A 21,015-nucleotide genomic window follows, 5' to 3' on the forward strand; every position below is an offset into this window, starting at 1 on the left:
TATCCTATCTGATAAACATTTGTAATTCCTGCAACTGGCTCTCATCGTATCCATATACGTCGTTAGCTACTCTAAAAATGTTATTTTCATCGACCCAAGCTGTAAGGTACACTAATTCCACTTCGTATTTACGCTCTAAGTTCACCCTGTTTTGCGATTTCCCAGAGTTCATCGCATTCTGTACCTTTTCCAAATTCCAATCTCCTTGTCCTTCGAGCAATGTAGCTGCTAACTCTGCAGGATATTCTACACGTACACAACCATGACTAAGAGCTCTATCTTTTCTTTCAAACAAATAGTCTGTAGGTGTATCATGAAGGTAGATGCTAAGATTGTTAGGCATCATGAACTTAACCAGACCTAAAGCATTAGAGGCTGATGGTTGTTGTACAAAATAAAATACGCGTCCTTTTGTATTATTCCAATTTACATTGTTAGGATTGATTACTTTGCCGTTTTCGTAAATCTTAAAATCTCTTCGTGTATAATAATTGGGGTCTCGGCGTAATTTAGGAATCATCTCACCACGAATTATACTTTGAGGAACAGTCCACGTTGGTCTAAACTCTATGTATTCTAAAAGTTCAGAGAAGACTGGTGTAGAATTATATTCAGAACCTACAATTACATTCATTTCTTTCACCAATGAGTTGTCTCTGAAAACAAACAATTTGAATTGCGGAATGTTTACAATGATGTGATCTTTACTAATCTCTTTATTAAACCATCGAATACGTTCCATGCTTAGAATAGCTAAGTTTTTCTTTTGCTCCTTTGTCATATTCAAATAATACAGAGTTCTTCGTCCTGGGATACTATCTACTTCTAGGTTCATTGATTGTTGGAACTGCCCAATCGTTTCTACAAGCTTATCATCAACACTATCCACAGCTACATCCCCATTTCTTGTTTCAAAGCCTTTAAGAGCTAGATTTTCACGTAAGTAAGCCACCTTTTCATCTTTATATCCAGGTTTTACATCTTTGGGTTTATCGAATACAAACTGCTTTATAGTATCTGGTAAAGCATCACTATTAAGCTGGCGAAGCAGATTATGCAATCTGCCATAATAAACGTGGTCTGGATGTAGGATACTCATGGTACGCAGGAGGTCTTCGTCATCAGCCACTTTAAGCAAGAGGTCTGTCCCATTTTTATCGCTGATCGTATTTCTCCAAATTTTATCTCCTGAAGCAAACTTGTCAATTCTCCCTACGATGATGTGCTGAGATAAGAGTAGAAAAGAGGCGGTAATTTTCTTGTCTAAAGCAATTACCTCGTCATTATCATGGTCTCGACTGTAAAGTTCTTCGGCTTCTTTTTTTAGCTTCTCATAATGATAAGTCTCAGGATTCATTCCATAATTTTCGATATTCGCTAAGACATCTAAGTAGCTATCAAACAAATCTGTATGTTCATCAGTATATAACCAACGGGTTTTAAAACCATTCAACTTATAAAAATTGTAGGTTTTTTCTTCAACTTCTTCTTTCAGATGTGTGTTGTAGTTTGCTAAAGCTTTAAAAGATTGTTTAGTCGTGTCGCTAAATTCGATAGCCTCAGGACTTTTAAATTCTTCTCGCGTCTTCAAATCCTCTTCTAATTCTCTCTTCTCTTCAGAGGTTAATACTACTTCATTTTTATTCTTACTACATGAAAACATAAGTAATAAAAGAAGAAAATAGACTGTATATTTTACTATATTCATACCATTAAATTTTTATCTGGGGATTGTATAACAAAAAGGATTCCACTTTGAATGAAAGCTGGAAAAAATGTATCTTTAACCTAAAATTAAGGAGATGAAAAGAAAAACCGTTTTTGCTATCATAGCAGCAACTTTTATTTTTTTTGGATTTGGAATGCTTCATGGCGGACCACCTCTTGTGGGGAATATTGGCAGTGTAATGATAGGTTTAGGATGTATCTATCTTATTTATTTGATTTTCGAATCTATGAAAAATGCTGACTAGTCCTTAGCCTTCTATCCAATTAATTATCTCTTCGTCATCAGGTTCAGTTGTTGGAGGAATAACAAATTGAATAAATCCGTTTTCGTCAATAAGATATTTTTGAAAATTCCAAGCTACTTCGCTATCTGAAACTCCATTTTTTTCTTTCTGGGTTAAAAATTGATAGAGTGGATGCATATCATCTCCTTTTACAGAAATTTTACTCATCATGGGGAAAGTAACACCATAGTTTTGTTTACAAAATGTAGCGATTTCCTCATTTGTTCCTGGCTCTTGTGACATGAAGTTATTGGCAGGAAATCCAATAATGACCAGACCTTTAGCATTATATTTTTGATAAAGTGCTTCAAGCTTTTCATATTGTGGAGTCAATCCACACTTTGATGCTGTATTTACAATCATTACCTTTTTTCCCTTCAGGCTTTTCAAATCAAAACTTTCGCCAGATAGCGTTTTTATATTGAAATCCGTATGGTAAATAGACACTCCATCACCATCTTTAATGGCTTCAGTATTATTCATTTTTTTACCACATGCTAGTGCGAGCAAACCCAAAATAGTGTAAATAATAATCTTTTTCATATTTTTTAGATTTAGTGTTTTTATTTTATTTCCAATCAATAAGTTTTGTCGGATAATAGTTAATATTCATAGATTTCAAATAGGCTGTTTGGTTGGCCAGTCTTACTCTATAATCTTTCCAATTTCTATTTTCCTGTTTTGTCCAAGCCAATTCAGCGATACCTATAACTCTGGGGAATGCCAAATATTCTAATTCTCCTATATTCGTAATTGTTTCTGGCCATAGCGGAGCTTCAATGCCTAATATGTTATCTATAGGAATCTCAGCGTAGTTCTCTGGAGACCATCTATAGGCAGTGTTTACTGGCACATAGCCTGCCCAAGTGAGACCGTACTTTGAGTTTTCATCATATTTCATGTCTAAATAGGCTTTTTGTGCAGGTGATAATATCACTTTCATTCCTTTTTCTGCAGCTGTTTGTGCATTGTTTTTATTTCTCCAAAAATGAACAATAGTATTTTCCCCAATAGTTGCATTGGCTATTTCATCCCAGCCAATCATTATTTTTCCGTGTTTCTGTACTATCTTTTCTACCCTGCTAATGAAATAATTATAGTCTTTTTTCTTTGTTACTAAGCTTTCATCACCACCGATATGAATATACGGTCCTGGAGTTAGGCTAGCCATTTCTCCAATAACGTCATCAATAAATGCATAAACTGTATCTTTTCCACAATCAAAAGTGCTAAACCCTACTTTAGTGCCTGTGTAGGGCTTTAATTCTTTCCCGTTTCCATTTAAGAAAGGATAGGAAAGAGATGCTGCATTAGTATGACCCGGCATGTCTATTTCGGGAACAATGGTTATATGTCTTTCCAATGCATGGTTTACAATGTCACGATACTGTTCTTGTGTATAAAAACCTCCTGTACCGCCACCAACTTGAGTTTTGCCTCCTATTTCAGTTAATTTTGGCCATGATTTTATTTCTATTCTCCAGCCTTGATCATCAGTGAGGTGCAGGTGTAAGGTGTTGAATTTATAATAACTCAATACATCAATGTACTTTTTTACATCCTCAACACTAAAGAAATGACGAACTACGTCTAACATAGCAGAACGATATTCAAACTGCGGATAATCTGTTATTTCTCCCGTAGGAAGTACCCAAATGCTATAATCTGCAATGGTGTCATTACTTTGTTGAGGGATTAACTGGCGAAGTGTTTGAATGCCACGAAAAGCACCAGAAGGTGTTTTTGAAGTGAGTATGATAGAATCTTGCAGAATCTTTAATTTATAGGCTTCCTCATTCTCGATAGTAAAATCATTATCTAACTGAATAAGAATCCTTGATTCAAAGTTTTTAGCACTTTCAGGATTTACTTTTAGTCTTAGTCCGGTTTTAAAAGTGATTTTTTCTGCAAGAAAATTACCAATATCTTCCATCTCTTTTGTGCCCGCTGTGTATATAGCAGTAAATTTATCTAGTGGGAAACTGGCATTGGTTGATTTTATTTCTACAGGGTGTGGAATTAACCCCGCCGCTGTTAAAGGAGTAGGTGGCAAGTTCAGATTACGTTTTTTAGCACATGAAATAAATGATAGTAATGTGAACAACGTAAGGAAAGCTATTAGTCTTATGTAGGATCTCATTTATTCAGTAATTAGTTATATGAATTATCAAAGATACATAATATTCTAAAAGCACGATGTGTCGATAGTATCAAGCGACACCATTGTAGATGAATGTTGAGGATTTATGAAAAGCAAAAGAGCCTGCCGAAGCAAGCTCTTTAGTATAGTATGAAATCTTAGTTCTTAGAGTTTGTGAATTACCAGTCCAGAGCGAAGTTTTGGTTCAAACCAAGTAGTTTTTGGAGGCATTATGTTGCCAGTGTCCGCGATATCAATCAATTGTTGCATTGATACTGGGTGCAAAGCAAATGCTACTTCCATCTCACCGCTATCAACACGACGTTTTAACTCCTCAAGACCACGAATACCACCTACAAAGTCGATACGAGTACTTGTACGTAAATCTTTAATTCCTAGAATTTCGTCCAATACGTAGTTAGAAAGTACAGTTACGTCAAGCGCTTTTATTGGGTCATTATCATCGTAAGTACCTTCTTTCGCTTGCATACTGTACCATTCGCCATCTATATACATACTGAATTCATGAAGTTTGCTTGGTTTGTAAACTTCTTTTCCTTCATTTTTTACTTCAAAGTGTTCTTCAACTCTCTCTAGGAATTCTTCTTTGGTCAATCCATTCAAATCTTTTACTACACGGTTGTAATCAATGATTTGCAGTTGATTATCTGGGAAATGTACAGCCATAAAATAGTTGTAATCCTCGTCTCCTGTATGGTTTGGATTTTTTGCTGCATATTCTTTTCCAATACGTGCCGCGGCTGCTGTACGGTGATGACCATCAGCAACGTAAGTGTAAGGAACTTTAGTAGCAAACAATTCCTCTAGACGTTTGTTCATAGTTTTGTCATGAACAGGCCAAAAATGATGTCCGAATCCGTCCTCTGCAGTAAAATCATATTCAGGCTCTTCAGTATCTACGATGCTTTGAACGATTTCATCAATTTCAGGAACAGCTTTGTATGAGAAGAAAACAGGCTCTATATTCGCATTTACATAGCGAGTTAAAACCATGCGGTCTTCTTCTTTGTCAGGGCGAGTAAGCTCATGCTTTTTGATGATTCCGTCTTCGTAATCTTGACAAGCAGCACATCCCACAATACCATATTGTGTTACGCCATTCATTGTTTGTGCATAGATGTAAAAACGAGCTTCCTCATCTTGTTTTAGAAATCCTTTATTTTGAAATTCTTTGAAATTTTCAACAGCTTTTTCATAGACCTCTTCAGAGTGAATGTCTGTTCCTTTAGGAAGATCAATCTCAGCACGTGTTACGTGTAGTAGAGATTCCTCTTTACCTTTAGCCATTTCAGCTGCTTCTTCACTATTCATTACGTCATAAGGCAGACATGCCAAAGTCTCTGCGATCTCTTTTGGTGGGCGTAGGCCCTTGAAAGGTTTTACTATTGCCATCGTGTTATAATTAATTTATCAATATTTTATTTATTTACTCTAAATGTTTCGTCTCCATCTTTCAAATAACCGATGATTTGTTTAGCTGCTGCCAAACCTGCATTTACATTTGCTTCACCTGTTTGAGCACCCATTTTCTTAGGAGTGAAAAATACGCGTCCTTCAAATTCCTTTTTCAATTCTTCTGCATTATCTGGTGCGATGTCTGAAATATAAGAGAAGTCAGGACGGTTACGTAAAATCTTCTCTAAATCCTCTTCATGTATTACTTCTTTACGCGCAGTGTTTATTAATGTTCCTCCTTTAGGCATTAGGCTGGTAAGCGTGTAGTTAATAGAGTTTATAGTTGCTGGTAGAGCAGGTATATGTAAAGAAACATACTCACAGTTGCTATATAAATCTTCGACTTTTTCAACAGCTTTTACACCATCAGCTTCGATATCTTTTGCATCTACAAATGGGTCAAATGCACAAACTTCCATACCAAAACCTTTTGCAATACGTGCTACGTTTTTACCTACGTTGCCATAAGCTTGAATACCTAAACGTTTGCCTTTAAGCTCAGTTCCCGGTTTTCCATTAAATTGGTTGCGTGCACCGTAAACCATCATTCCTAAAACCAATTCTGCTACTGCATTCGCATTTTGTCCTGGGGTATTCATCACTACGATACCTCTTTCTTTTGTGGTTTCAAGGTCAACATTATCAAAACCAGCACCTGCACGAACTACAATCTTTAACTCAGGAGCTGCATTTACTACCTCTAGAGTGATTTTATCAGAGCGTACAATTAATGCTGTGGCATCTTTTACTGCGTCTAAAAGTTCAGATTTATCTGTGTATTTTTCTAAAAGAGCAAATTCATATCCTGCTTCTTCTGTCAATTTTTTGATACCTTCGATTGCTGCTGGAGCAAAAGGTTTTTCTGTTGCTACTAATATTTTTGCCATGATATTTTTATTTATAAGTTTATAAGTGTGTTAATTCATTTGCTACTGATGGAGAGTTCCAACTAATGAAAATCTCACAACCGATAATCTTTGATTATAAATTGTGAGATTTCTATATTTAGCAAAATTGATTACTCATATTTTAATGACGTATTAATGCTTTGCTTCAAATTCTTTCATGCAGTCAACTAAAGCTATTACACTTGCTTTTGGTAAAGCATTGTAAGTAGATGCACGGAAACCACCAACCGAACGGTGTCCTTTAAGGCCTGACATACCGTGTAAAGTTGCAAAATCGAAGAAGTCTTTTTCAAGCTCTTTGTATTCATCATTCATTATGAAACAGATATTCATTAATGAACGATCTTCTTTTAACTCAACTGTAGGACGGAATAATTTATTGCGTTCAATCTCATCATACAAGATTGCTGCTTTTTCTTCGTTTATCTTTTGCATTTCACCAACACCACCCATAGCTTTAATCCACTTTAAAGTCATCAAAGCAGCATAAACTGGTACTACTGGCGGTGTATTGAACATTGAGTCCTTAGCGATGTGTGTACGGTAATCAACCATAGTAGGCAACTCACGAGAAACTTTGCCTAAAGCATCTTCTTTTACAATCACGAAAGTTACACCAGCAGGAGCTAGGTTCTTTTGAGCGCCACCATAAATTAAATCATATTTAGAAACGTCAACAGGACGAGAGAAAATATCAGAAGACATATCAGCTACCAATGGTACACCATAGTCTTTATCTTCTTTAATTTCTGTACCGTAAATAGTATTGTTTGTAGTTATGTGGAAATAATCAACATCTTGAGGTACTTCGAAGTTCTTAGGGATGTAGTTGTACATTTTATCTTTTGATGAAGCAACTTCAACCACTTCTCCGAACAATTTTGCTTCTTTCATGGCTTTGTTTGCCCAAGCTCCGGTATTTAAGTATGCTGATTTTTTCTCCATTAAATTATATGGGATGTGGAAGAATTGTGTACTCGCACCTCCACCTAAAAATAACACTTGGTAACCATCAGGAATATCCAATAATATCTTGAACATTTCTCTAGCTTCATTCATCACAGCAACGAACTCCTTACTACGGTGTGATACTTCCATCAAAGATAAACCAGTATCAGCAAAATTAATTAACGCAGCTGCAGTGTTTTTTACTGTGTCCTGTGGCAAGATAGATGGTCCCGCCGAATAGTTATGTGTTTTCATAATTACAAAAAATATTATTTAATAATGATAAAATTTCAGAACAAAGTTGCAAAGAAAAGATGACATATCCATACAATAATTACGGTGTTTTACAACAACTTTAATGTTTTATAGTTATTTTGTTGAAAATAAGTAGGTTACAGAGATGTTTCTCACTCTTTTTCACTATTAATATTCACTATTTTTTAAGAATAATATAAACACTAATTTACGCAAAGGTTTTCGTAAAAAACGTTGCTATCGCTTGTCTATCTAAAATACGCCCTATTGCTATAATTTCGAATATTTTTATAGGTTTTGATGAATTTTTTGAACATTGCATAACAATAACCGTATCTTTGCGACTAGTAATAATGATGATAGAGATTATTTAGCTAAATATTTAATAAAAAAAATAATGAAAAAATTTATGGTATTTGCAGGAGTCATAGCCTTATTGGGGTTATCGTCCTGTAAGCAAGAAAAACAAGAAGACATGGAAACACACGGTATTCAATTAGCCTATATGGATACAACAGTGAGTCCAAAAGAGGACTTTTTTAAGTTTGTAAATGGAAATTGGTTAGCAAACAATAAGATTCCTGATGATAGGGGAACTTGGGGTAGTTTTGATGAGTTGCGTAAAATGAATGACAGTGCTACATTAAAAGTACTAAGAGACGCTATAGAAAGCGGTGAGTATAAAGAAGGCAGTGATGAATATAAAGCAATGGTGTTTTTCAATACTGCAATGGACACTACCGCCATCAATGAAAAAGGGACAATACCTCTAAAGCCTTATCTTGAAAAGGTAGAGGAAATTCAAAATACTACTGACCTCCAAGAGTTTCTTGCTGAAATGTCTCCCTATGGCATGGAGCAATTATTCGGTTATGCAGTATTTTCTGGGTTAAGCAAAAGTGACACAAATGTAGCTTACATTGCTGAGGCACGTTTAGGATTACCAGATAGAAGCTACTACGTAGATGAAGATGCAGATACTAAAGAAAAGCGTGATGCCTATGTGAAACATATTGAGCGTATGCTTACTATAGTAGGTATAGAAGATGCTGAAGCGAAAGCTGACCGTATTATGAAATTAGAAACTCAGTTGGCAACAGCAATGCTTACTAAGGAAGAGTCTCGTAATATGAACAACTTCAACAATCCTATGACAGTAGCTGAGCTGCAAAAACTTACTCCGGCTATTGATTGGAAGAAATACCTTGCAGATTTAAATACAGGAGAGATTGACACTATAACAGTCATGCAACCTGAGTACATGAAAGAAGTGCAGAAAGTATTGACTAAAGTGCCTATGAGTACTATTAAGGAGCTTCTTACTTGGAATATTATCAATAGTGGTGCAGGAATGTTAGGAGAGGAGCTGGAAAAAGCTAATTTTGACTTTTATACAACTACTCTTACCGGTGTAAAGAAAATGCGTCCACGTGAGGAGCGTATGCTCTCTATGACAAACCGTGTGCTTGGCGAGGCTGTTGGTAAGCTCTATGTGGCAGAGGTATTCCCTCCAGAAGCCAAAGAAAAAGCTAAGGAGTTGGTTGATAATATCATGAAAGCTTACAGCAATCGTATCAAAAATCTATCTTGGATGTCTGATGATACCAAAAAGATGGCGCAAAAGAAACTGGATAAAATGATGGTGCAAATCGGTTATCCTGATAAATGGAAAGATTATTCTTCACTTGTGATCAACAACTTCAAAAATGGCGGATCTTTCTTTCAGAATGTGTTGAATGCTCGTCAATGGAATTTTGAAGATGCTAAGTCAAAATTAGGAGAACCTGTTGACCGTGAGGAGTGGGGTATGGCACCACAAACAGTAAATGCATATTTCCACCCATTGTATAATAAGATTGTATTCCCTGCAGCTATTTTACAGCCTCCATTTCATGATTATAAAGCTGATGCTGCTGTAAACTATGGTGGTATTGGTGCTGTAATAGGTCACGAGATTTCACACTGTTTTGATGATTCAGGAGCACGTTTTGATGAAAATGGAAACTTGAATAACTGGTGGACAGATGAGGACAATGAGAAATTTGGAAAATTAGGAGATAAATTAGTCGCTCAGTTTGATGCCGTGAAACCTTATGAAGACGTAAACTTGAATGGTCGCTTTACTTTAGGTGAAAATATTGGTGACTTAGGTGGTGTAAATGCTGCTTTCGAAGGTTTACAGATGCACTTAGAGGATAATGGTCGTCCAGAGAAAATCGATGGCTACACTCCAGAGCAACGTTTCTTTATCTCATGGGCTACTGTATGGCGTACTATGATGCGTGAAGATGCAATGCGCAACAAGATTAAGACTGACCCCCACTCTCCAGGAATGTACCGTGCAACCATGCCTATCCAAAACATGGATGAGTTCCACGAAGCATTCAATATCGAAGAAGGAAATGCGATGTATATAAAGCCAGAAAACCGAGTGAAAATTTGGTAAGCTGATTTGTTAAAACATTATAAAAGCCCTGCTCGGTTAGAGTGGGGCTTTTTTATTGTCTGCAAGTTGTATTAGAAAAATATTGACCTATAAAGTCATAACACCTTTTATGCTGTTTACTTCGTTTGTGATATCTACAATTTGTTTAGCAGAGGTCATAAAAGCGATACAAGTGATGGCAATATATTTGCCGTTCTTGCTCAATTTCGCTGTTGTTTTCTCGCTTTTAGGCAATATTTCCTTAATCTTTGCGACGATAGCATCATCATTAGGAGCTACAAATTTAAACATATAGCGTAATGGCCATTCTTTATTTTCTTCTAACAATTTGAGAAGTTTATTTTCAGTGTTCATATATTTATGACTTCTTTTTTGCAAAGATACAAAGATTAGAATAGAATGATTTTTTACTTCATCTGTTACATTTCTTTTCTTACATTTGTGGATAGATAATAAAACTACTTATGCACATAGCCGTAGCAGGAAATATTGGAGCAGGAAAAACAACTCTTACCGAGCTGTTAGCCAAGCATTATGGCTGGCGTGCCGAGTATGAAGATACTGTTCATAATCCCTATCTTTCAGACTTTTATGATGATATGGAGCGTTGGTCTTTTGCTTTGCAAATTTATTTTTTGAGCAGCAGATTAGAGCAGGTTCTTGAACTTAGAGAAAAAAAAGAAAATGTGATTCAAGACAGAACCATCTACGAAGATGCTTATATTTTTGCGCCAAGTATTGCTTCGTTAAATATGATGGAGCGTCGTGACTTTGAGAATTATTTATCATTGTTCGAAGTAATGTCTGGTTTGGTTCAAGCTCCTGATTTATTGATTTATCTGCGAGCTGATGTTTCTAGTTTGGTGAAAAATATTGAAAGAAGAGGGCGAGATTATGAAAAGACTATTCGCCTGGATTATTTGAAGGAATTGAACGACCGGTACGAGGAGTGGATTCACAATTATAAATTGGGAAAATTGCTAATAGTAGATGTAAATCAGATAAACATTCGTGATCCCAAAAATTTGAATCAAGTCATTTCAAAAATTGATGCCGAACTTTACGGCTTGTTCAATGAAAAAAATAGTTAGGATATGCATATAGCAGTAGCAGGAAATATTGGCTCTGGTAAGACCACACTTACCCGATTATTGGCTAAACATTATAATTGGGAACCGTACTATGAAGATGCGTCAAGCAATCCTTACTTGGCTGATTTTTATGATGATATGAAAAGGTGGTCTTTCAATCTGCAAGTCTGTTTTCTCAAGAGTCGTTTTCAGCAGTTGGTAGAAATTCATCAAAAAGATCAAGCCGTTATCCAAGACCGTACTATTTATGAAGATGCTATGATATTTGCTCCCAATCTTCATGATATGGGACTGATGACATCTAGAGACTTTGCAAATTATCAGAAACTTTTTAAACTAATGACTTCCCTCATTGATGAACCTGACTTATTGATATATTTAAAATCGTCTGTTCCAACTTTGGTCGGTAACATTCAAAAGCGTGGCAGAGCTTACGAGGAGAGTATCCGATTGGATTATCTGAAAAATCTAAATAACCGTTACAATAGCTGGATATTTTCTAACTATAAAGGCAATGTCTTACTCGTAGATGCAGATTCTATAGATTTCTTAGAGAATAAAGAAGATTTGAATGGTATTATTGATGCGGTAGAGAGCAAACTTCATGGTTTGTTTTAACCTGCTAGCAACATTCGCACTTCTGGCTTTAGAATATCTGGAATTTCTATTTTCCGCAACTCCAAACTGTGTAACCAATCACTTATTTCTTTGGGTTTCAGAGTATAGAGGACTTCCCTAAATTGTTCTATCGCTTCATCAGAATAGCTATCGTCTGGAGTACCTTTGAATGCATCCAACTCTTCATCTTCGAAATAAATAATTTCTTCAGATAATTTTTTTAAATCAACCTCACAGATTTCGTGTGCACCACAGCATTCTTCATCAGGGATGATAATAGCCTCATCTTCTCCTGAGTTAGGAGAGAAGTAGGAATAAATAGCAATGATAATTCCTAGGATAATTAATGCCGATATAATGATGAGCATAGCAGACTAAACTCTATAATTATGATGTTACACTTTTAAATTTCAGGAATTGCTTCTTCAGCGGGTTGGTTGCTCAACTCTTTTTGCAATTTTGCATTAGTTGCTTGTTCTCGCTTTATCAATTCTTCTAGTGCATTTACTTTACTTTCTAAATTCTCTATTTTCTTATCTTTTTCGCTAAGCGAACTACTTGCAAGTTCTTTAGTTGATTCCAAGTTGCTTATTTTAGTCTCCAAATCTTTAATAGTCGCTTCCATTTTCGAAATCTCCTCTGCTTGTCTTTGCTTCTCTTTACGCAACCAATTCAAATCATTCTCTAATTCGGTTGATTTCTCTTTGATGGTTTCTTTATCTTTTATCGTGCTACCTAGTTTTTTAGACAGCTTGTCTATCTCAGAACTTTTTTTAGCATTACTCGCAGACATATCATACTTTAAGTTGTTAAACTCTTCTTTTAAAGAACTCAGCTTAGCGCTCAATGAATTTACAGTTGCGGTTTTTTCAGCAACGGTTTGTTCTAATTGTCCTTTTTCTTTTAATAAACTTCTTACCTTTCTATCACTGGCAAGTTTCGCCATATTCAGTGCTTCGTATTTTTTCTTTGATACTACGCATGAACTTAGTACTGTTGCTAAAATAAGTGTAGTTACTATATGTTTCAGTTTCATCCTCTTTGAATTTATAGTTATTTCTCCAGCCAACATAGCTAGGTTTCGCTGTTTTTTCTTATCATTTACAAAAGTATTCAAATAGAAGCAAATCTTATACCTTTTTATTACTTAAATAGTTAAAAAAGTGGAAATTGCGGGCAAATAGTGTGTTTGCATCTCAAATATTAACAATGAGATAGGAATACGCTAATTTACCAATTTATAAAATTGATCAATTTGTGGAAGATTTCCGAAAATATATACTATGTCACCTTGCTTTATTACTTCATCTGGTTGCACACTATCAAGCACATTATCATCTCTTTTTATGGTTAAGATATTAATGCCATAATTTGCACGTAAATCCAATTCCTTTAAAGACTTTCCTACAACCTTTGTACTATCAGTATTCACACGCAAGCAAGTTATATTAAAATCAGCAATTTCAGTGGGTTTAAAGGTTCTAGGATTTTGAAATTTGCTATGTAATAATTGATAATGATGTGACCTAAACCTATCGATAAGTTGCTCGATATCGTGCTCAGGGATAAGGAAATTGTGAAGTATATGTGAAAATATTTGTATGGAGGTTTCAAAACCTTCTGGAATAACTTCGTCGGCACCCAATGCCAGCAGGTGTGAAATTTCACCTGTATGACGAGTTCTTGCAATTAAATATAAGGAGTCTGATTGTGAACGAATACTCTTAACTATCGGCTGGACAGCACGATTTTCTGAAATAGCTATAACTGCTGCTCTGGCTTCAGAAATATGAACGGTTTCTAATATATGACTGCGGATAGCATCACCGAAAATGATATTTACTCCATTTTCCCGTGCACGCTTTACTTTGTCTGCATCCAATTCAATAACGATATATGGAACATTTGTTGCCATTGCAGCCTTAGCTAAATTACGCCCATTAATGCCGTAGCCGATAATTACCAAATGATTGCTCAAATTCGTCGTTCCTGGTATCGCATCATTTGAATTAGATGTCATGATCTTATTAAAGCCTGTTTTTAGAGAAATTTGTAAGATGATATGTGATATTTGTCTAGAGAAAATAATAATAAAGGGAGTCAAAATCATAGAAACGATAGAGATTGATAAGAAATACTGATTTGTTTCTACCGTAAGAAGATTATAATCAATACCAATTTTTGATAATACGAAAGCGAATTCACCAACTTGGCATAGAGCCAAACCCGTGAGTAGTGCACTTTGTGTAGGATATTTTAATACAGCTACAGCCACAGCAGCTATGGCAGACTTTACTAAAATAACTACGAATACCAGCAACAGAATGATGGGTATATGATTCATGAAAAAGTTCAAATCAAGAAGCATTCCTACTGAAACGAAAAAGAAACTCGTGAAAAGCTCTCTAAAGGGGAGTATAATGCTTGTTGCTTGGTGACTGTACTCAGATTCTGAGATGATAAGACCTGCAATAAATGCACCCAAAGCCAGTGAAAGCCCTATTTCTGCAGTTAAAAATGCAATAGCAAAACATAAGGTAATAGTCACTAATAGGAAAAGTTCTTTGTTTTTGGTTCTTGCTATTGCGTACATAAATTTAGGAATAACATACCGAGCACTTACATAGGTAAGAACAACCACAATTACAGACTTAAAGAGTAATGATAAAATGCTCATCGTGATATCTGTGGATTCTCCTGCTAACATCGGTGTCACCAGCATCATAGGCACTACAATAATGTCTTGGAAAATTAAAATTGCCAATGCATTTCTTGCATGTGGGGCAGAGATTTCTTGTCTGTCTTGAAGCGTCTTTAAAACTATCGCGGTGCTTGACAATGAAAAGAGAAAACCTACAAATACTGCTTCACTCCACGTATTTCCTAAAAAATGATACACTAAGGCGGCCACGCCCACAGTAACACCAACTTGGAGTAAGCCACCAATAAAGACGGTACGTTTTATTGAAACTAATTGTTTGATTGATAACTCCATCCCGATAACGAAGAGGAGAAGAATAACCCCTACTTCAGAAAGTATTTCTACTTGCTCAATAGCAGTAATAAGACTTAAACCGTAGGGACCAATAATTATACCTGTAAGTAGGAAACCAATGATAGATGGTAACTTAATCTTCTGGAGTACAAAAACAATTAAAACCGAAGATCCTAATAAAACGAGTATATCTTGTAGCAATGGAAAATGCATAGAATATTATGTTTTTGTTTGTAGCTTTCGTTCAGTCAATATCTTGTCGGTATATTCATAAGTTTCAAAATCGTCCTTCTTTAATATCTAACCGGAAAAATTGAGTTTTGGAGCTCTTTATATTATAAACAAAAATAGTAAAAAATGTGCAGATAGTAATTATCCTCAATCGCCTTAAGTTTTCATGCTATCATGTTCTACTGAAGAAAATGAATCGAATCAACATATTAAAAAAATGGTCCCCAGATACTTTAACCCTTCATAGAAAAATAATAGTGCAAAAATAAGTAATGTAATTCCTAGTAGACGCATGATAGTCACATAAAGATTTTGGTTGATAAAGGCTTTTGACTTTGAAATTAATATTGCAATAGTGATTTTTGAGCCAACTAAACAGCTGTAAAATACCACTAAAAATAAGACGGAAGAAATAAAACTGATAGCGAAAATTTTAAACAGTAAGGGAATACCGACTGTAGCCCAGAAGATATATGGGTTTGGATTTGCGAAATTCGCTACTATTCCTTTCTTTAAAGAGCCCGGTTTGGTATTAGTTATGTCTATATCTAAAGCCTTGGTTTTTAATGATTCAATCCCCAAATAGGAAAGGAATACTGCTCCGGCAAAAGATATGATAGCAAATACCGATTCGAAATCAGATAGGCGTTCAAAAACTACTACAGCTACTAATATAATAGGTAAATCAGAGATGAGAGGCGATAAGGCAACTTTAATTCCTTCAGCTCTATCATGTCTTATTGTTTGTGTAATTACTAAAGTCAGCATAGGGCCGGGAGATATGCCCGAAGTAAAACCCAGCAAAGCAGCAGCTAGAAGGTATTGGATTGATTCTTCGGTTATCATTTACTAGATAAATTTTTCGAGGGGTATGTTTTGCTTTTTCTTCAATTTCTGTAAAAATAAAGAAAGTCCTTTATAGTTTTGAAGAGTTAGTGTTGATTTTATGTTTTTTGAATGAATGTATTAATCTGAATCATATTATTCTGCTTAAAATAAGCATAAAAAAGAATCCCGCATTTAAATTTAATGCGGGATTCACAATGTTAAGTACTAAAAAACAACATTTTATTTAAAATCTTCATCTTTAGCTGTATTAAAATCATAAGATTGTACGTCAAACACAATTTCTTGACCCATCATGTCTTGAGTTAATTTAAATGGCATTTTTACTCCTTCTACTTCTTTATAGTCAGAATAATAAGTTGGTGAAGCTACTTCCTGCCCGTTAGGAGCTTTTTTGGTAGTAATTTCGGCAACTTTAAGACCAGTAGCTACACTATAGTATGTAACGGTATTACCGTTTTTCAATGCATAGGCTTCTTCGTCTTTGATAGTTTCAATGCCAGTTAACTCAAGCTCGCTGTTGTTCGCATACATAAGCTCAGGAATTACAACTTTAGATTTTAGCATTTCGGCTTTTGCATCTTCAGGTAATGGCATTTTTTGTCCTTGTGCCATTATATAACCTTCAGTCCCATCAAAAACGATTTTTTGGACAGTATTTCCCATCATAGAAATGTCAACCATCATTTTTGGACCGTTAGCAGCAAGTGTTACAGATTGCAATTCCATACCTTGTACTTTGGCTACAGAGGTCATTTTGATAGAAGTAATCTTTTCTGCAACTTCCTTACCACCAATAGCTTGAATATACTTTTCAGCAACAGTAGCAGGTGTAACGTCATTAGCTACTTCCTTCTTTTCAGGTTTTGCTGTTGGCATAGCATCTTTATCATAGAAATGAATCGGGTAGCCTAACTTCTCTAATTCTGGAAGGAAATCTAATGCTTTACCAACTATAAATATGCGAGTCTTATTAGGTTTAATATATTTTTGTACTGCATTTTTAACATCTTCTTTTGTAACTGCATCTAAGGATTTTAAATAATTTTGATAGTAAGAATCTGGCAGGTCATAAATCGCTTTATTTAGAGCAAAATTAGCAATAGTAGAGGGTTGCTCTAAGGACATGATGAATTGTCCTTTTAATTTTGCCTTAGCATCTTTTAAATCATCATCAGAAATAGTTGTAATACCTTCTAACTCTTTCATGATTTCTTTTACTGCAGCTGCAGTAACCTCGTTTCTTACGTTGGTAGAAGCACTAAACTCTTTGTGATATTTTCCTGTAGAGAAATTAGCATATGCACCATAGGTAAATGCGTTCTTTTCACGTAAGTTCATATTCAAACGAGAATCTAAAGCACCACCACCTAGTATATAGTTTGCAATTCTAGCAGCGAAGTAGTCTTTGTCATTTTTACCTAGCTCATGAAGATTACCTACCTTGATAACTGACTGTACAGCAGAAGGAACATTGACAATGTTTATTTCAGCAGTTTCTAAATTCTGTGCTGGTTTTAATGGTAGTCTAGCATTATCTGTAGATTTTTCCCATTTGGCTAATCCGTCAGCTATAACCGCTTTTACTTTATCAACAGTCACATCACCTACCACTACTAAATAGTAGTTTTCTGGAGAGTAGTATTTTTTGTAATACTTTTCTACGTCAGCAGTAGTTATTTGCTTGATATTTTCCTCTGTTGTGAATTCACCTAAAGCTGTGTTCTTACCATAAGTAAGGGCAGGATATACGTTGCCCGCTATTGCTTCAGCACTTTTTTCTTCAACTTTTAGCCCCTCGATCATTTGTTCTTTTGTTTTCTCTACTTCTTCAGCTGCAAACAAAGGGTTTAGTACTGCATCAGACATCATTCCCATGACCTCGTCAAAATACTTAGAAAGCATGTTGGCATAGCCACCAGATGAACCAAATGTTAAATAGGCACCTAGAAAATCAATACGAGAATTGAAATCATCTTTACTCATATTTGTAGTTCCGTTTCCTAATTGATCTCCTAAAACCTGACCTACGCCTACAATGTTTCCTTCGTATAATGGTGGTTGGTCTGCACTTAGAGTTACATTTACTCTTGGAAGTTTGTGGTTTTCTACCACCATTACAGTAAGTCCGTTATCTAAAACGAAAGTTTCTGGTTGTGTAATATTGATGCTGGGTGTTGGTCCCGCTTTGGGCATTGCATCTCTATCAAAATCTTGTGCATTTAGTATTCCTAAGCTAAGGATTGATGCGATTATATATATAATGTATTTCTTCATTGTTTATTTCTTTTGCTCTGGTAAATAATTGATTACAACACGTTGGCTAGGCTTCAAGTATTGATTTGCTACACGTTTAATGTCTTCACGAGTAATGTTTCTATAAATATCAATCTCATTATTGATGAGGTTAGTGTCACCATACAATACATTATAGGTAACAAGTGAAGCTGCAATGCCTTGAATAGAAGAGTTAGACTGGACAAAGTTAGATTCCGCGATATTTTGTAATTTTTGGAAATCTTTCTCAGATATCAATTCTTCTTGTACTTTCTTTATCTCAGCATCAATGTCATTGATGAGTGTTTCTTTAGAGGTGTCACCCATAGGTAGCGCCAAGATTGCAAAAATGCTTTGATCTTCCATTCCCATATTAAATGCACCAACTTGCAAAGCTTTTTTGTCTTGATCTACCAATTTTTTATATAAAACAGAAGATTTACCATCGCTTAAATAAGTTGAGAGCATATTTAGTACATAAGCATCTTTCACTTTGTTTGATGGAGTTCTATATGTTAATAAATAAGCAGGGATTTGAATGTTAGCATCGTTCCAAGTCACTTCAGTCTCTTCTGTGATTGGATCTTCTTGAGGGAAATCACGAACGATAGGCTCACCTGCAGGTATGTCTGCAAAGTATTGCTGTATCCATTCTTTAGTCTCAGCAGGATCAATGTCTCCAGCCACAACTAAACTTGCATTATTTGGAATATAATATTTTTTGAAGAAGTCTTGAAACTCTGATAGTTGTGCAGCGTCAAGATGTTCCATTGATCCAATAACAGTCCCTTTATAAGGATGTTTTTTGAACATACTTTGTAAAAGTGCTGTAGAGATGTTACCATAAGGTTGGTTATCCATTCTCATACGTTTTTCTTCTTTTACTACTTCGTTTTGAGTGTCTACACCAATTTGGTTAATAACAGGATGACGTAAGCGCTCAGACTCTAACCATAAACCGAGTTTTTGATTGTTAGAAGGGAATGTCTCGTAATAATAGGTCCTATCACTGCTCGTGTTTGCATTGTTAGAACCACCATTTTTTGAAACGATTTTCATAAACTCACCACGACCAATGTTTTTGGTTCCTTCAAATAATAAATGTTCGAAGAAGTGAGCAAATCCAGTACGTTCAGGATTTTCATCTTTTGCACCTACGTGGTACATTACACCAACAGTAACAACTGGTGCAGTGTTGTCTTGGTGAAGAATTACGTGCATCCCATTGTCTAGGTCGTACTCTTCAAATTTGATTTCTTGAGCGCTCAATACAGTCCCGAGGGCAACTATTGATGCTACTAATGTGATAATTCTTTTCATACAGAAAAAAGTTTGGTTTTTAAATTAATCATAAAGATAAGTCGTACTTCTTTTAAAATTGTTACAAAAAAGATGACTTTTTTCATAAAATATTATGCAGCATGAAAATGAATCGCTTGGTTGGGAGGATATATTCCTTTATTTTGTATCAGCTTTAGTGTGGTTAGGAAAATGTTTCGGCATACTATTTGCCTCAAAGATCACTATACTTCAATTTTAAAAAAGAATGGATCGAATGCAAAAAATAAAGATATTATCAGTGGTATGCCTTGTGTTTTTAGGCTCAGTTATCGTTGCACAAGACATGATTGTGATTACAGGAAAAGTCACAGACAAAAAAACAGGAGAACCTATACCATTCGTTAATATTGGTGTAATAGGAACTTATACAGGTGCTGCTACGAATATGGACGGATTATATGACCTTAAAATTCCATCAAAATATAAAGAAAAAGAGTTAGAAATTTCTGCGGTGGGCTATAGTACAGTTAAAGAAAAAGTGGCGGATATCGCTAAATCCAAAACCTATAACGTCGAACTAAATCCGATGGCTTTTGAAGTAGGAGAGGTGGAGATCTTAGGAGAATCAAGATTGCAATATACTCGAGTTAAAAAAGCCGTTGAAAATATTTCCAAAAATTACCTGCAGACTCCTTTTAATTACGATATGTACTACAGAGGAGAACTGAAATCTGGAGATAATGTATTGCGATTGCGAGAAGCAGCAGTGAGACTCTATGACAATAAAGGATATGAGCGAGGAGATGCTTACCAGGTTTTTAAAGAAAGAGGATATGATTTTCTAGAGGTGCGGAAGAATTTTGAAAATGAAACGCTAGCCGATGGTGGCACTTATTTGGATGAGCTCCTTGAAATGGATATTGTTAGAGTACGTGGAAATGTTCTTAATGTAAATGAAATTGATGATTACAAGTTGACTCTAGAAGGAGAAACAGAATACCAGGGTGATAAGATTTGGATTATTGCTTATGAAAATCCTAATGCTACATTAGCTTCTACGGGAGATTATTATGTGAGGACATATAAAGGTAAGCTTTATATCAAGCAAAAAGACTATGCAGTGGTGAAAAATACGATGGAAGTTACAGCTTCAAATTACAGTCCACAGGGACGTTCATTCTATGTTGAAGAAGCTCGCCAAAATTACGAACCGCAAAGTATTAGTTATAAGGTAACGACGACTTATAAACAACACATGGATTATTATTACTTAAGTTATATTTCTTATGAGCGAAATCATGATTGGAAGTCTAAAAAAACTGGTGAAAAGAAAAAAGAATCTATTCTCGCAGAACTTTTGGTGACGAAAATAGATACTTTCAGTCCACAAGTCATTGAACGTCGTGCATATTACGAAAATAAACCATATAACGAAGAATTCTGGAAGTCCTACAATATTATTAAGGACAGAGAATAATACCGAGCTATCAA

General features: G+C 35.3%; 18 protein-coding genes. 5 read left to right on the forward strand and 13 right to left on the reverse strand.

Annotation, left to right across the window (positions count from 1 at the left end):
* Positions 1 to 4 precede the first annotated feature (4 nt).
* Complete coding sequence (locus C7377_RS06820) at positions 5 to 1,708, reverse strand: L,D-transpeptidase family protein (RefSeq protein ID WP_116496583.1); 1,704 nt, start codon at positions 1,706 to 1,708, stop codon at positions 5 to 7.
* Positions 1,709 to 1,802: 94 nt separating this feature from the next.
* Here C7377_RS06820 and C7377_RS09380 point away from each other — a divergent pair, with 94 nt between their 5' ends.
* Positions 1,803 to 1,973 (forward strand): hypothetical protein, encoded by a 171-nt coding sequence (locus tag C7377_RS09380; protein WP_165806863.1) that lies wholly within the window; start codon positions 1,803 to 1,805, stop codon positions 1,971 to 1,973.
* Between the two features lie 3 nt (positions 1,974 to 1,976).
* On the opposite strand, the gene C7377_RS06825 is transcribed toward C7377_RS09380, so the two are convergent.
* The 5 genes from C7377_RS06825 to serC form a co-directional block, all read right to left on the reverse strand.
* A complete protein-coding gene (locus tag C7377_RS06825) occupies positions 1,977 to 2,495 on the reverse strand; it encodes a glutathione peroxidase (protein WP_243408306.1) in 519 nt (172 codons plus the stop codon).
* A gap of 85 nt (positions 2,496 to 2,580) precedes the next feature.
* Positions 2,581 to 4,152 (reverse strand): beta-N-acetylhexosaminidase, encoded by a 1,572-nt coding sequence (locus C7377_RS06830; RefSeq protein ID WP_116496584.1) that lies wholly within the window; start codon positions 4,150 to 4,152, stop codon positions 2,581 to 2,583.
* A gap of 165 nt (positions 4,153 to 4,317) precedes the next feature.
* Positions 4,318 to 5,565 carry a DUF1015 domain-containing protein gene (locus C7377_RS06835; RefSeq protein WP_116496585.1) on the reverse strand — a complete coding sequence of 416 codons (1,248 nt, stop codon included), beginning with the start codon at positions 5,563 to 5,565 and terminating at the stop codon, positions 4,318 to 4,320.
* A gap of 26 nt (positions 5,566 to 5,591) precedes the next feature.
* A complete protein-coding gene (locus C7377_RS06840) occupies positions 5,592 to 6,515 on the reverse strand; it encodes an NAD(P)-dependent oxidoreductase (protein ID WP_116496586.1) in 924 nt (307 codons plus the stop codon).
* A gap of 153 nt (positions 6,516 to 6,668) precedes the next feature.
* Complete coding sequence (gene serC / locus C7377_RS06845; RefSeq protein WP_116496587.1) at positions 6,669 to 7,739, reverse strand: 3-phosphoserine/phosphohydroxythreonine transaminase; 1,071 nt, start codon at positions 7,737 to 7,739, stop codon at positions 6,669 to 6,671.
* A 397-nt stretch (positions 7,740 to 8,136) separates the two neighbouring features.
* Here serC and C7377_RS06850 point away from each other — a divergent pair, with 397 nt between their 5' ends.
* A complete protein-coding gene (locus tag C7377_RS06850; RefSeq protein ID WP_116496653.1) occupies positions 8,137 to 10,185 on the forward strand; it encodes a M13 family metallopeptidase in 2,049 nt (682 codons plus the stop codon).
* Between the two features lie 87 nt (positions 10,186 to 10,272).
* Here the strand turns inward: C7377_RS06850 and C7377_RS06855 are convergent, their stop codons facing one another.
* Positions 10,273 to 10,539: a DUF493 family protein gene (locus tag C7377_RS06855; RefSeq protein ID WP_116496588.1), complete on the reverse strand. Its 267-nt coding sequence runs from the start codon at positions 10,537 to 10,539 to the stop codon at positions 10,273 to 10,275.
* A gap of 110 nt (positions 10,540 to 10,649) precedes the next feature.
* Between C7377_RS06855 and C7377_RS06860 the strand changes: the two genes are divergently transcribed.
* Both C7377_RS06860 and C7377_RS06865 read left to right on the forward strand, forming a co-directional pair.
* Entirely contained in the window at positions 10,650 to 11,276 is a 627-nt protein-coding gene (locus tag C7377_RS06860) for a deoxynucleoside kinase (RefSeq protein WP_116496589.1), read from the forward strand.
* Between the two features lie 3 nt (positions 11,277 to 11,279).
* A complete protein-coding gene (locus tag C7377_RS06865; RefSeq protein ID WP_116496590.1) occupies positions 11,280 to 11,894 on the forward strand; it encodes a deoxynucleoside kinase in 615 nt (204 codons plus the stop codon).
* On the opposite strand, the gene C7377_RS06870 is transcribed toward C7377_RS06865, so the two are convergent.
* The 6 genes from C7377_RS06870 to C7377_RS06895 form a co-directional block, all read right to left on the reverse strand.
* Positions 11,891 to 12,262 (reverse strand): hypothetical protein, encoded by a 372-nt coding sequence (locus tag C7377_RS06870; RefSeq protein ID WP_116496591.1) that lies wholly within the window; start codon positions 12,260 to 12,262, stop codon positions 11,891 to 11,893. The genes C7377_RS06865 and C7377_RS06870 overlap by 4 nt on opposite strands.
* A gap of 35 nt (positions 12,263 to 12,297) precedes the next feature.
* Complete coding sequence (locus C7377_RS06875; RefSeq protein ID WP_133241469.1) at positions 12,298 to 12,930, reverse strand: coiled-coil domain-containing protein; 633 nt, start codon at positions 12,928 to 12,930, stop codon at positions 12,298 to 12,300.
* Positions 12,931 to 13,119: 189 nt separating this feature from the next.
* Positions 13,120 to 15,102 (reverse strand): monovalent cation:proton antiporter family protein, encoded by a 1,983-nt coding sequence (locus C7377_RS06880; protein ID WP_116496593.1) that lies wholly within the window; start codon positions 15,100 to 15,102, stop codon positions 13,120 to 13,122.
* Between the two features lie 219 nt (positions 15,103 to 15,321).
* On the reverse strand, positions 15,322 to 15,966 hold the full coding sequence (locus tag C7377_RS06885; RefSeq protein ID WP_116496594.1) for a LysE family translocator: 645 nt from the start codon (positions 15,964 to 15,966) through the stop codon (positions 15,322 to 15,324).
* Between the two features lie 222 nt (positions 15,967 to 16,188).
* Complete coding sequence (locus tag C7377_RS06890) at positions 16,189 to 18,243, reverse strand: M16 family metallopeptidase (RefSeq protein WP_116496595.1); 2,055 nt, start codon at positions 18,241 to 18,243, stop codon at positions 16,189 to 16,191.
* 3 nt (positions 18,244 to 18,246) lie between these two features.
* Complete coding sequence (locus C7377_RS06895; protein ID WP_116496596.1) at positions 18,247 to 19,563, reverse strand: M16 family metallopeptidase; 1,317 nt, start codon at positions 19,561 to 19,563, stop codon at positions 18,247 to 18,249.
* Between the two features lie 226 nt (positions 19,564 to 19,789).
* Between C7377_RS06895 and C7377_RS06900 the strand changes: the two genes are divergently transcribed.
* A complete protein-coding gene (locus tag C7377_RS06900; RefSeq protein WP_116496597.1) occupies positions 19,790 to 21,001 on the forward strand; it encodes a carboxypeptidase-like regulatory domain-containing protein in 1,212 nt (403 codons plus the stop codon).
* The last annotated feature ends 14 nt before the right edge of the window (positions 21,002 to 21,015 follow it).

Origin of the sequence: Balneicella halophila, assembly GCF_003096835.1 — a bacterium.
GTDB lineage: Bacteria > Bacteroidota > Bacteroidia > Bacteroidales > Balneicellaceae > Balneicella > Balneicella halophila.